Source organism: Eubacterium sp. AM05-23 (assembly GCF_003477535.1).
GTDB lineage: Bacteria > Bacillota > Clostridia > Eubacteriales > Eubacteriaceae > Eubacterium > Eubacterium maltosivorans.
In genome coordinates this window covers 231,379-244,109 of sequence record NZ_QUDF01000006.1, presented here as the reverse complement: position 1 = coordinate 244,109, position 12,731 = coordinate 231,379, and the positions used below count along the sequence as shown (strand labels likewise).

Annotated in this window: 14 protein-coding genes; 5 read left to right on the top strand and 9 right to left on the bottom strand. The window is 45.6% G+C overall.

The genetic code is table 11. The features are described 5' to 3' along the window. Nucleotides 1–10: 10 nt before the first annotated feature. From DW091_RS10455 to dnaN, 8 genes are all read right to left on the bottom strand, one after another. Nucleotides 11–295, bottom strand: a complete 285-nt coding sequence (locus tag DW091_RS10455; protein WP_058692964.1) for a PTS sugar transporter subunit IIB — start codon at nt 293–295, stop codon at nt 11–13. Continuing rightward, the gene (rpe, locus tag DW091_RS10450; protein ID WP_074616387.1) at nt 292–951 is read right to left on the bottom strand and encodes a ribulose-phosphate 3-epimerase; all 660 of its coding nucleotides are present in this window, start codon (nt 949–951) and stop codon (nt 292–294) included. The genes DW091_RS10455 and rpe overlap by 4 nt, the downstream gene beginning before the upstream one ends. Nucleotides 952–1,001: 50 nt before the next feature. Further along, complete coding sequence (locus DW091_RS10445) at nt 1,002–1,457, bottom strand: PTS sugar transporter subunit IIA (RefSeq protein ID WP_058692962.1); 456 nt, start codon at nt 1,455–1,457, stop codon at nt 1,002–1,004. 3 nt (nt 1,458–1,460) lie between these two features. Next, nucleotides 1,461–3,965: a DNA gyrase subunit A gene (gene gyrA / locus DW091_RS10440; protein WP_096918806.1), complete on the bottom strand. Its 2,505-nt coding sequence runs from the start codon at nt 3,963–3,965 to the stop codon at nt 1,461–1,463. 169 nt (nt 3,966–4,134) lie between these two features. Beyond that, entirely contained in the window at nt 4,135–6,057 is a 1,923-nt protein-coding gene (gene gyrB / locus DW091_RS10435; RefSeq protein WP_058692960.1) for a DNA topoisomerase (ATP-hydrolyzing) subunit B, read from the bottom strand. Nucleotides 6,058–6,207: 150 nt separating this feature from the next. After that, nucleotides 6,208–7,311 carry a DNA replication/repair protein RecF gene (recF, locus tag DW091_RS10430; protein WP_118518108.1) on the bottom strand — a complete coding sequence of 368 codons (1,104 nt, stop codon included), beginning with the start codon at nt 7,309–7,311 and terminating at the stop codon, nt 6,208–6,210. Beyond that, nucleotides 7,308–7,526 (bottom strand): S4 domain-containing protein YaaA, encoded by a 219-nt coding sequence (gene yaaA / locus DW091_RS10425; RefSeq protein ID WP_118518107.1) that lies wholly within the window; start codon nt 7,524–7,526, stop codon nt 7,308–7,310. The genes recF and yaaA overlap by 4 nt, the downstream gene beginning before the upstream one ends. A gap of 207 nt (nt 7,527–7,733) precedes the next feature. Continuing rightward, nucleotides 7,734–8,849, bottom strand: coding sequence for a DNA polymerase III subunit beta (gene dnaN, locus DW091_RS10420; RefSeq protein WP_074616389.1), 1,116 nt, complete (start codon nt 8,847–8,849; stop codon nt 7,734–7,736). A gap of 96 nt (nt 8,850–8,945) precedes the next feature. On the opposite strand from dnaN, the gene DW091_RS20135 reads away from it, so the two are divergent. Beyond that, the gene (locus DW091_RS20135) at nt 8,946–9,113 is read left to right on the top strand and encodes a hypothetical protein (protein WP_158577868.1); all 168 of its coding nucleotides are present in this window, start codon (nt 8,946–8,948) and stop codon (nt 9,111–9,113) included. On the opposite strand, the gene dnaA is transcribed toward DW091_RS20135, so the two are convergent. Further along, entirely contained in the window at nt 9,100–10,449 is a 1,350-nt protein-coding gene (dnaA, locus tag DW091_RS10415; RefSeq protein WP_074616390.1) for a chromosomal replication initiator protein DnaA, read from the bottom strand. The genes DW091_RS20135 and dnaA overlap by 14 nt on opposite strands. A gap of 511 nt (nt 10,450–10,960) precedes the next feature. Here dnaA and rpmH point away from each other — a divergent pair. The 4 genes from rpmH (at nt 10,961) to DW091_RS10395 (ending at nt 12,702) form a co-directional block, all read left to right on the top strand. After that, nucleotides 10,961–11,095: a 50S ribosomal protein L34 gene (gene rpmH / locus DW091_RS10410; protein ID WP_013378361.1), complete on the top strand. Its 135-nt coding sequence runs from the start codon at nt 10,961–10,963 to the stop codon at nt 11,093–11,095. Between the two features lie 94 nt (nt 11,096–11,189). Next, nucleotides 11,190–11,540 carry a ribonuclease P protein component gene (rnpA, locus tag DW091_RS10405; protein WP_224168776.1) on the top strand — a complete coding sequence of 117 codons (351 nt, stop codon included), beginning with the start codon at nt 11,190–11,192 and terminating at the stop codon, nt 11,538–11,540. Beyond that, nucleotides 11,533–11,745 carry a membrane protein insertion efficiency factor YidD gene (yidD, locus tag DW091_RS10400; protein ID WP_074616391.1) on the top strand — a complete coding sequence of 71 codons (213 nt, stop codon included), beginning with the start codon at nt 11,533–11,535 and terminating at the stop codon, nt 11,743–11,745. Before rnpA ends, yidD begins: the two co-directional genes overlap by 8 nt. A 33-nt stretch (nt 11,746–11,778) precedes the next feature. After that, nucleotides 11,779–12,702: a YidC/Oxa1 family membrane protein insertase gene (locus DW091_RS10395; protein ID WP_058696311.1), complete on the top strand. Its 924-nt coding sequence runs from the start codon at nt 11,779–11,781 to the stop codon at nt 12,700–12,702. The last annotated feature ends 29 nt before the right edge of the window (nt 12,703–12,731 follow it).

Here is a 12,731-nt window from a genome sequence, read left to right as displayed (position 1 = left end):
CGTCTGTCTGTTATCCTTTCAGAATTTCCAGCAGCTCGCCGGTTGTCTTCTGAAGATTGATGCCTGTTAAAAAGGAACGGCCATTCATGACCGGAATATCAATGTCGCCATCGAGCTGACAGGTACATACAATAATGTCCGGCTTAATCTCAGCGGCCTTCTGAGCCACCTCCGATGCCTTTGCCTGGACGGTCTTCAATTCAACACCATTTTCCGACGCAATTTTTTCAATTTTTTTGGCCACTACGGTAGAAGTCGCCACAGCGGCGCCGCAGGCCACTAAAACAGTTTTCATCTCTTTACACCATCCATTATTTCTCTGAAACGGCTGATATTTTCTTTCATATCGCCGCTGAACAGGCAGGAGCCCGATACAATGACATTGGCGCCGGCTTCGACAACAGTACTCAGGGTTTCAAAGTTCACGCCGCCGTCGATCTCCAGATCAACATCACGGTCGCCGATCATGGCGCGGATTCCCTTTAAACGCTCTGTTGTTTCAGGAATATACTTCTGTCCGCCAAAGCCAGGATAAACGCCCATAACCAGAATCATGGAAATGTCGTCCATAAAAGGCGCCAGCACCTCGATGGGGGTGTCCGGAGAGATGACCAGGCTTGCTTTGCAGCCGGATTTTTTAATCAGGTCAATACATTCTCTGGTATCGTCCTCGACTTCGACGTGAACCGTGATGATATCTGCTCCGGCGTCGGCAAAGCGTTCGATGTATTTCAGCGGTTCGCTTATCATCAGATGGACATCAAAGGGAAGGCCGATGGTTTTACGGAGGCATTTTACCTGATCTGGCCCAATGGTGATGTTTGGAACAAAATGGCCGTCCATCACGTCCACATGAAGCCAGTCCGCCCCGCCGGCTTCCACGGATTTCAAATCACGGTCCAGGTTGGCAAAATCCGCGCTCAGCATTGATGGGGAAATTTTATAATTCATAATGAGTACCTCTCTCTTATTAATGATCATCTTAACGATCGGCTGAGAAACTAATCCAGCCCGTCGATATCTTTTACTAAATTATATATCCACTCAGGACTTTTTGCACCTGCTATTTTTTGTAAAACCATTTCATCTTGTATCATCAGGACAATTTTCTGCAGCGTTTCAATCTGCTTTTCACCGTCTTTTATGGCTAAAAGAAAAACAATAGAGACCTCGATACGCTCCTCCGGCGCTCCCATACCGTGAAAAACTACCGGATTTTTTAAAGTAAGCAGCGATACAGCCTCCTCCAGCACATTGTCCGGCTCGGCGTGGGGAATGGCGACGCCAATGGACGTCGGCAGTCCTGTCGGAAAAATTTTCTCCCGCTCACAGGCCGCTGCAATGTAAGCCTCGTCAATTTTATGATCCCTTAAAAGGGGAGAGGCGGCGGCCTCTATCGCTTGAAAGCAGTCCGCCGCCTCTCTGTTAATCTGAATGTATTTTTGATTGATCAGCATTTTCTATTTCTCGTCCATAATGGAAACCTGGCCGTCCTCAATATCTTCTTCCGGGTCTTCCTTGTAAACTTTGGAAATGGTCGCGATCTGTTCTCCGGCCTGAAGCTTCATCAGGCGCACGCCCTGGGTATTACGGCCAACAGTGGAGATGTCATTGCCCTCCAGCTTAATGACCACGCCCTGGTTGTTGATCATCATGATCTCACCATCTCGGCTGATGACGCAGAAGCCAACCAACTCGCCGGTTTTCTTGGTAACCTTATAGGTCTGGACACCCTTGCCGCCGCGTTTCTGCGAGCGGTACTGGTCACCGGAGGTCAGCTTGCCATAGCCGTTGTCGGATACACAGAGCACAAATAAATCATCGGATACGATGTCCATGCCCACAACCACATCGTCGTCGCGCAGCTCAATCCCCCGTACACCGATGGAGGTACGTTTCAGCGGACGCACTTCTTCTGAGGCAAACCGGATGGCATAACCTTTCTGAGTCCCCATGACGATCTCCTCATTTTCTTCCACCAGACGGACATTGATGAGCTCATCGCCCTCGCGCAGGTTAATGCCGATGATGCCGTTCTTTCTGGAAGAATCATACTCGGTGAGATCAGTTTTCTTAATAATCCCCTGCTTGGTCGCCATGATCAGGCATTTATCCGCTGTAAATTCCTTAACCGGAATCATGGTCGTGATCTTTTCATCCGGATCAAGCTGAAGAATATTCACGATGGCAGTCCCTCTTGCGGTACGGCCGCCCTCCGGCACTTCAAAGGCCTTCAGACGATACACCTTGCCCTTGTTGCTGAAGAACAGCAGGAAGTGGTGGGTAGTGGTGGTAAAGAGATGTTCCACAAAGTCGTTCTCACGGGTAGAGAGGGCAGTGATTCCCTTGCCGCCGCGTTTCTGTGAGCGGTAAGTATCTGCTGAAATCCGTTTAACATAGCCGATGTGAGTCATGGTAATGACCACTTCCTCCTCTTCGATGAGGTCTTCCACATCAAAGTCTTCCACGTCGATGTCAAAGGAGGTTCTTCTTTCATCGCCGTATTTTTCCTTGATCTCTGTCAGCTCATCCTTGATGATGTTTAATACCAGCTGTTCGTCTGCCAGAATCGCCTTGTACTCAGCGATCATTTTTTGCAGCTCCGCGTATTCTTCCTCGATCTTTTCGCGTTCCAGACCGGTCAGGCGCTGGAGGCGCATGTCCAGAATGGCCTGTGCCTGGATTTCGGTCAGAGCAAAGCGTTCCATGAGCTGGATTTTGGCTTCCTTGCCGTCCTTAGCCGCCCGGATCAGCGCGATGACTTCGTCGATGTTGTCAAGGGCAATGCGCAGACCTTCCAGAATATGCGCTCTTGCTTCAGCCTTCTTTAAATCGAAAATGGTTCTTCTGGTAATGATTTCCTTCTGGTGCTCTACATAGTAGTGCAGCACCTGCTTCAGGTTCAGAACCTTTGGCTCAAGTTTTTTCTTGTCGTACTCATTGCCCACCAGCGCCAGCATGATCACCCCGAAAGTATCCTGGAGCTGTGTATGCTTGTACAGCTGATTCAGAATAATGGTCTCATTGGCGTCGCGCTTGAGCTCAATGACAATACGGATACCCTTTTTAAGGTCTGTTTCATCACGGAGATCCGCAATTCCCTCTACACGCTTTTCCTTGACCAATTCGGCGATTTTTTCCACCAGCTTGGACTTGTTGACCATATAAGGAATCTCAGTGACAACAATCTGTTTACGGCCTTTTTTGGTGGTCTCCATCTCAACCTTTGAACGTATCTTGATACGTCCTCGGCCGGTACGGTAAGCTTCCTTAATACCGGATTTTCCCAGCAAAATACCGGCGGTTGGAAAGTCTGGCCCCTTGATATGGGTCATCAGCTCATCGATGGTAATGTCCGGATTATCAATATAAGCGATGGTGCCATCAACCACCTCGCCTAAATTGTGCGGCGGAATGTTTGTGGCCATCCCGACCGCGATCCCGGCAGAGCCATTGACCAGCAAGTGGGGAACACGGGCCGGAAGGACTTCCGGTTCCATCTCAGATTCATCGAAGTTCGGGATAAAGTCAACGGTGTCCTTATTGATGTCACGCAGCATTTCCAGCGCGATTTTAGACATCTTGGCTTCTGTGTAACGCATGGCGGCAGCGCCGTCACCGTCGATGGAGCCAAAGTTACCTTGTCCGAAGATGGTCATGTATCGGGTTGAGAACTCCTGGGCCATACGCACCATGGCGTCATAAACCGCTATATCGCCGTGTGGGTGATATTTCCCCAGAACTTCCCCGACGATACGGGCAGACTTACGGGTCGGCTTATCCGGCGTCATGCCGAGTTCGCTCATGGCGTACAGAATACGTCTGTGAACAGGTTTTAAACCGTCGCGCACATCCGGCAGAGCACGCCCGATGATAACACTCATGGCGTAATCCACATAGCAGGACTTCATCTCTTCTTCAATATTTACTTCTTTTATTCGGTCATATTCTATAATTTCATCCATATTTTAGTTTAACTCCCAAGTTTAAAATGATCGTATTTTGCATAAAAAATCTTATATCATCCTTCGGATGATTTTTTATACAAAATGCGTTAGCCTCATTGCCGAACACCCGGGCGCGGCGGCTCCCTTTGCGTGTTCTGCCAAATTTTTTCAAAATTTGGATTCGACGTCAGATGTCCAGATTTTTAACCTTAGCCGCGTTGCGCTCAATAAACTCTTTTCTCGGCTGTACCTTATCGCCCATGAGAATGGTGAATACCTCGTCGGCATAGGCGGCGTCCTCGATGTTGACGCGGTTCAGGATACGGACAGAGGGGTCCATGGTGGTTTCCCACAGCTGATGGGCGTCCATTTCCCCAAGACCTTTGTAACGCTGGATGGTGTATTTGCTGCGGTCTTTATCCTCAAACATTTTGTCAAGAGCCTTTTCATTGTAAACATACTCGACATGCTGTCCTCTGGCTACCTTAAAAAGCGGCGGCTGGGCAATGTACACATAACCTTCCTCGATCAGTCCACGCATGTAGCGGTAGAAGAAGGTTAAAAGCAGTGTACGGATATGAGCGCCGTCGACGTCGGCATCTGTCATGATGATGATTTTGTGGTAGCGGGCCTTTTCAACATTAAAGTCCTCGCCGACCCCTGTGCCAAAGGCAGTAATCATAGATTTCAGCGTATCCGCTGTCAGGATACGGTCAAGACGGGATTTCTCAACGTTCAGGATCTTACCACGCAGGGGAAGAATCGCCTGAATTCTGGAGTCGCGGCCAGATTTGGCCGAGCCGCCCGCGGAATCCCCTTCCACGATAAATATCTCAGACATGGACGGGTCTTTTTCACGGCAGTCTGCCAGCTTACCCGGCAGGGCAGTGGTATCCAGGGCGCTTTTACGTCTGGTGAGCTCACGTGCTTTTTTGGCTGCCTCGCGCGCTCTGGAGGCGCTCAGTGTTTTTTCGATAACGGTTTTAGCAATGGTTGGGTTTTCCTCTAAGAAAGCAGAGAGCTCGTCACCGACAATGGTTTCAACGATCCCCTTGACTTCAGGATTCCCAAGCTTGGTTTTGGTCTGGCCCTCAAACTGCGGGTCCAGCAGCTTAATGCTGATGATGGCTGTCAGGCCTTCGCGTACATCCTCGCCGGTCAGGTTTTTATCATTGCCCTTGATGTAATTATTCTTTCTGGCATAGGTGTTGATGGTACGGGTCAGGGCGCTCTTAAACCCGTTTAAATGGCTCCCGCCCTCAGGTGTGTAAATATTGTTGGCGTAGGAATAGATATTTTCTGAATAGCCTGCAGTGTACTGGAAAGCGATTTCCAGGCTGTAATCTTCCATTTCCTTTTCATAATATGCGATCTGTTCATAAAGGGGGTCCTTATTCTTGTTCATGTATTCAATGTAAGAACGGATACCGCCTTCGTAGCAGTAGGTTTCCTTGCGCTTTTCAGCTTCGCGTTCATCGGCCAGCGTGATGGAGACACCTTTGTTTAAAAAGGCCAGCTCTCTGAGGCGGTGCTCCAGAACATCAAAGTCATACACCAGCTCGTCAAAAATGTCTGGGTCAGGCTGGAAATGGACCGTGGTGCCCGTACGGTTGGTATTGCCGGTCACTTCAAGCTCAGAGGTTTTTTTACCCTTGGCAAAACTCTGATGGTAAATCTTCTTGTTCTGCTTGACCTCAACCGTCAGTTCAGAGGAGAGGGCGTTAACCACGGAAACCCCAACACCGTGAAGACCGCCGGATACCTTGTATCCTCCGCCGCCAAACTTACCGCCGGCGTGCAGAACCGTCAGAGCCAGTTCAACCCCGGTCTTTTTCATTTTGTGGTTCATACCTGTCGGAATACCACGTCCGTCATCCACAACAGTGATACCATTGTTTTTATCAATGGTGACCACAATATTCTTACAGTAACCCGCCAGGGCCTCATCAATGGAGTTATCCACGACTTCGTAGACAAGATGGTGAAGCCCCTGCTTGCCGGTGCTCCCGATATACATCCCAGGTCTTTTCTGGACAGCCTCAAGGCCCTCCAGCACCTGTATCTGGTCAGCTGTATAGCCGTTTTGTTCATTTTTTAAATTGTCTGACATAAAAACCTCCGTTTATTCAAGTGGAAGGTGGAAGATGGAAAGTGAAAAGTTAACGTCCAAATTTGCTGTGCAAATTTGATTCAAAATCAAAAATGCCCAGCATTTTTGTTCAATAACCTTCAACCTTCAACCTTCAACCTTCAACGATTATTAGTCTTTTTGTTTTCCATCCTCTATCCTAAAAATTTTTGATGGGTATTCGCTGTAATGCTCGATAAAAGATGGGTCCGTGCAGGTGATAAAAGCCTGGGTCTTTCCCAGAATGGAAAGAATATTGCGCTGGCGTCTGTCATCCAGTTCGGACAGAATATCATCAAGGAGCACCACTGGGTAATCCCCGGTGCTCTCCCTGTAAATTTCAATCTGAGAAAGCTTCAAAGAAATAGCAGCTGTCCGCTGCTGTCCCTGTGAACCGTATTTTTTTGCATCCTTACCGTTTAAGTGAATCATGATATCATCCACATGAGGCCCGTAGGTGGTGGATCCACGGGCAATGTCCTCCTGTCTGGAGGCCTGCAGCTTTTCTTTAAAAATCCGTTCAAGGTCTGAAAACTCCTGGGGATTTTCAAGAACATTATTCTGATAAAAGAGCACCAGCTCCTCACGGCCGCCGCTGAGCTCACGGTGAAGCTCACGGGCCTTTATGTTCAGCCGCCTGAGGTAATCAATGCGGTAGCGCATAAGCACAGCGCCGTATTTGACCAGCTGCTCATCCCAGGAATCCAGGGTAAGGGCCAGGGTACTGTCATACTTTATTTCTTTGAGCAGTGCATTGCGCTGATTATGTATTTTGGCGTAATTCTTTAAAACATAGGGGTAGTTTGGCTTGAACCCGCTGATCTCATTGTTCATGAAACGCCTTCTTTTTTCTGGCCCTTCTTTCACGATTTTCAGGTCGTCGGGTTCAAAAAGAATGGTGGTCAGGACACCCAGCACAGCGTCACGCCTGGTTTCCTTCTTACCATTTAAAAGAACAGTCTTTTTTTTATCCTGCATCTTAACGGACAGGCTGTGGGTGATGTCCTTCTTGACAATATCCGCTTTTACAAAAAAACCGGATTCGTCAAAGCCCACCATATCCGCCAGAGTTCCTGTCTTGTGGGAATAGCCTCTGGACAACAGGTGAACGCTCTCGACTAAGTTGGTTTTTCCCTGGGCATTCTGTCCGCAGATTACATTGATACCCGGTGAGAATTCAAAGGTTTCATCCATATAATTCCGGTAATGGACGAGGTGCAGCCTGGTGAGAATCATTGGGCGACGGCAACCTCAAAGCTTCCGGCGTCCTCCACCTCAACCACATCTCCGGGACGAAGTTTTTTACCGCGCATGGTACAGATTTCTCCGTTTACGCGCACCATTTCATCCTGAATCACCATTTTTGCGTCGCTGCCATTACCAACCAGCCCGGCAAACTTAAGAAGCTGATCCAGCTTTATGAACTCCGTGTTAATTTCAATAATTTCCATATTTATTCCTCTTTAAGTTTGTAAGCCTTTTAAAAAATAGTTTTTCGAGCGTTTTCCCCTTAAAATTGGAAATACGCTCGAAAAACAGCAATAAAAATCGCATACATAGGATAGTATACCACAAATAAAAAAGGATTTGTAAACAAATCCTTTAAAATCATGATTTTTCTTAATGATAATACAGGTTTTTCTCTGAGATAAAAAAACTCAGGCTTCCTCAGCGATCCGGACTGGCAGAATCAGGTAAATAAATTCATCTGAACCGTCTGCGGGCACGATAACCGCCGGTCCGACAGAGGTAGTCAGTTCAATACTCATCTCATCCCGGTCAATAACCTTCAGCGCGTCGATGAAAAATTTAGAGTTAAAAGCGATTTTGATGGGATCGCCCTGATTTTCAATGGGAATCACTTCAAAGACATCCCCGATTTCAGCATTGGAGGTCAAAATCAACTGATCAATGTTAAAATCCATTTTAATCAGGTTGTTTTTACCCTCTCTCGCCAAAAGGGCAGCGCGCTCGCTGCTCTCCAGCAAAAGCTTTCTGGAAACCTTGACTTGAGCAGCCTTTTCTGTTGGGATGATGTGCTTATAATTGATGAACTCACCCTCCAGCAGACGGGAAGTGAACTGGGTATTGCCCATTTCAAAGAAAATCTGGGTTTTTGAAAATTTCACAATAACATTTTCATTATAGCCGGATAACAGCTTGTTAAGCTCATTCATGCTCTTTCCCGGGATAATGACCGAAATGCTGCCGTCAATGGGCTCTTTAAGCTTGCCTTTTTTCAGAGAAAGACGATAGCCGTCCAGAGCGATTAAGCTGATAGCCTCATTTTCAATTTCCATTTTAAGACCAGTGAGCACTGGAATATTTTCGCTGACAGCCACTGAAAAGATGGTGCCACGGATCATTTCTTTCAGAACGCCTGCTTCAATGACAAAACTGTGCTCCTCAATGACTTCCGGAAATTCTGGAAACTCATCGGTGGGGAATCCCTTAATGGTAAAGTTTGACAGAAGACATTCGATTTTTACCTGGTTTGAGTCGTCTTTTTGGAAAAAAACCTCTTCTCCCGATAATTTTCGGATCACTTCTGTGATCAAATTGGATGATAAAATAATCTCACCATCCATGTCTACATTGGCTGGAATACTGGTTTGAACGCCGATTTCCAAATCGGTAGAAGTTAAGACTAATTGATTATTGTATACCTGAAACAAGATTCCCTCAAGCACAGGAAGGGTGGTTTTATTGGATACCCCTTTCTGGGCAATGGATAAAGCGTTGATAAGCGCGTCGCGTGAGCAGCTGAATTTCATAAAGGCACCTCTCTTTTGGGAAGGCTGCTTCCCTGAATATTAAATAATATATAAGTATTTATTTTAGTAATAATAGTAGTAGGGGATGTGCGGACTGTGGATAACTCAGAAAACAGCGAAAGACTGCTGGAATTTGAGATTATTCACAGTGGACAAGGTGTGGATAAGCCGAGGTATTCCGTGTTGAGAAAAATCCGGTTATCCACAACAGATAAAGGACGTTCCGCAGAGCAAAAATTTGGGCTCGGCGTCAGTTACCTGTAATTTCTTTTTGTATGCGGATAATCAGGTTTTTAAAATCTGTGTTGGCTTCCATTTCTTCGTTGATCTTCTGACAGGCGTGGATGACCGTGGAGTGGTCACGGCCGCCAAATTCTTCGCCGATCTTTGGAAGAGAAAGGTCGGTTAAATCGCGGGTAAGGTACATGGCGACCTGGCGGGGAAGGGAAATAGCCTTTGTTCTTTTTTTGGAGTCGATATCTTCAATGGTGACATTAAAGTATTTGGCGGTCATTTCCTTAATATAGGTACTGTTGATGACAATGTTTTCCTTGGCTTTGAAGATATCCTTTAAGGCGTCCTTGGCTGTTTCCAGACAGATGGGCTCGCCGTGAAGTTTGGAGTAAGCGACCACTGTGGTTAAAGCCCCCTCCAGTTCGCGGATATTTGAGTGTATGCTGTCCGCGATAAAGCTGAGGACATCGTTTGGAATCTCTTCCTTATAGGATTCGGCTTTTTTACGCAGGATGGCGATTCGCGTTTCAAAGTTCGGAGCGGAGATATCTGTGATCAAACCCATCTCAAAGCGTGAGCGCAGGCGCTCTTCCAGCTTTGGAATTTCCTTTGGCGGGCGGTCTGAGCTGATGACAATCTGCTTGTTTTCCTCGTGAAGGGCATTGAAGGTATGGAAAAATTCCTCCTGTGTTCCGTCTTTGCCGGCAAGGAACTGGATATCGTCGATGAGCAGGATGTCCACGTTGCGGTATTTGTTTCTGAAGTCAATGTTGTTCTGGTTCTGGATGGCGTCGATGAATTCATTGGTGAATTTTTCACAGGACACATAAACCACTTTTTTGGTGGGCGCATAGGAGAGAATATAATTCCCGATGGCCTGCATAAGATGGGTTTTCCCAAGACCAACACCCCCGTAAATAAACAGAGGATTGTAGCGTTCTGAAGGCGCTTCTGATACAGCGACGCAGGCAGCGTGCGCAAATCGGTTGTTTTCACCGATGACGAACTTTTCAAAGGTATATTTGGGATTCATACTGCCGCCGTTGTTTGAAGTCTTGGTGTTTCCCTCGTTTTTGGGCATGGGAGCGCTTTGTTCAGCAATATCCGGCACTTCCTTCTCGGATAAAACGATCTGGACTTTGCATTCCTGTTCCATCACCTGGCTTAGTGCGTTGGTAATCAAAGCCTTGTAGCGGGTTTCAAGCATGCCGCGTTCAAAATCATTATCTGAAATAAGATAAAAGGTGCCGCCGATTATTTTCAGCGGTTTTGTATTCGTAAACCAGGTATTGTAGCTGAGCTCAGACATCTCTTCCTTAATAAGGCTCAGCGCTTTCTCCCAGATTTTTACAATTGAATCATCCACAAGTCAACCTCCGATTTGTTTTTGAGTATTAGGGTCGTTTAATTAAGATTTTATGCACAAAAGTTAAACAGAGTTGTGCACAGGTGTTAAATTATTTTAATTGTAAACACAAATGTTAATAAAAAAATAAGTATTTATCCGCAAGAAAAACCGCCTAAACAAGCCGGTTTCAGAGTTTTTATCAAATTGTGCACAGCTTATCCATAAACTAATAAACAAAAAACGAAAGCTGTGGAAAAGTTTAGATACTTATTAACAGTATAGTACAGTATAACAAAGTCCTGTGGATAATTCAATAAGATTAAAGGAGATTGTGGATAAAAAAATGGGTTTTTACCAGTTTAGAACAAAAAATACCATTACAGATGCCATGAAAAAAACAAAGGAAAACATGCCTTTTTGAGAAAATTTCTTGACAACAGAGAGCCAAAATTATATAATCCTAAAGTAAAAGTCTAATATGCTTATGAAAACTAAATGATGATAAATCGGAAAGTCAGGGGGTGTCGTAATGAAAAGAACATTTCAACCAAAAGTAAGACAACGTAAAAAAGAACATGGTTTCAGAAAAAGAATGTCTACCACAAGTGGTCGCGTGATTTTAAAGAAAAGAAGATCAAAAGGTAGAGCAAAATTATCTGCATAGACTTGTATGGACCGTTTAAGCTTCTTGAACGGTCTTTTGTTTACTGTGGCTTACCTGTAAATCGGGTAAAAACTCAATGTCAGGAGTAATCTTTTTGGCAAAAATTTGTACATTAAAAAAGCAGAAAGACTTTAAGCTTGTGTACCAAAAAGGGAAGGTCTTTGGCAATCGTAATCTTGTGATGCATTATTTAAAAAATGGGAAAGATACCAATCGTCTGGGTATCATAGTGAGCAAAAAAGTTTCCAACCGTGCGGTTGTGCGCAACCGTATCAGGAGACAGCTCAAAGAAGCCTACAGGCTTAATGAAAATCAGTTTGCACTGGGATATGATTTAGTATTAATTGCCAAAGCCAGCTGTAAAGATGAAAAATATCCGGTTATCGAAAAATCTTTAAAGCATTTATTTTATAAGAAGAATCTTATGAGGCAGGATCATGATTAAAAGGTTTATTTTAAAATTGATACGAGGCTATCAGCGCTATATTTCGCCCTGTCTGCCGCATTCGTGTCGATTTTTACCAACCTGTTCAGAGTATTGCTACCAGGCCGTAGTAAAGTACGGTATTTTTAAAGGACTGTTCCTCGGTACCAAAAGAATTTTAAAATGCCATCCCTTTCATCCGGGAGGCTATGATCCGCTCCCCTGAAAATCTCAGGGGAAATTTTAAAGGAGCTATTGCATGCATATTTTATATCAGGCATTTGGGTTTGTACTGTTTCAAATCTATAATCTTGTTCAGAATTATGGCGTGGCCGTCATTCTGTTTACTATCCTGGTAAAATTTTGTATTTTACCACTGAACATCAAGCAGACAAAATCCATGAGAGAAATGCAGGCGTTACAGCCTGAACTGCAGAAGCTGCAGAAAAAGTATAAAAATAATCCAGAAAAGCTCAATCAGGAGACCATGAAGCTGTACAAGCTTTATAATGTCAGCCCGATGGCGGGCTGTCTGCCGCTTCTGATCCAGCTGCCCATTATTTACGCTTTGTTTGGAGCTCTGAGAGATCCTGGGAAATGGGTATTTACAAACGGTGATGTTTCAGCCATCAGCCAGCAGTTTTTATGGATTCCTGATTTAGGGAACCCGGACCCATGGTACATTCTGCCAATTCTTTGTGTGGTCTTTACCTTTATTACACAGAAGTTTACCATGTCTGTACAGAAGGGAACCATGGATCCATCTGCTGAAAAAACCCAGAACATGATGCTTTACATCATGCCGATTTTCATCGGTTTCGCAGCCATTGGCATGCCGGCCGGTGTCGCGCTGTACTGGGTTGTTCAGAACGTCTTTACCTTTGTCCAGCAGTTTATCATGCTGCGCAAGCCTGCTGAAAAGATCGACCCTCGTGAAGCTGAAAGACGTGTTGAAGAAGCAAAACGAGAAGAGATCAAAAAGAAAAAGGAAGAACGCAAGCAGCAGAGTGAAGCCAGAGCAGAAGCCATGGCGGCTCAGTCCGGCAAGCCAGTGAAAAAGAAGGAGGAGCCGACCGACAAAAAGCCTTTGACAAGACCGGCTTCCAGTAAAAAGGTAAAACGCCAGACCATCACTAAAATTCCTGAAAGGGATGCTTCGGTGGAAGAGCCAAAAAACAAATAGGATTATGGGAATGAGGCTCTGGTCCCTGG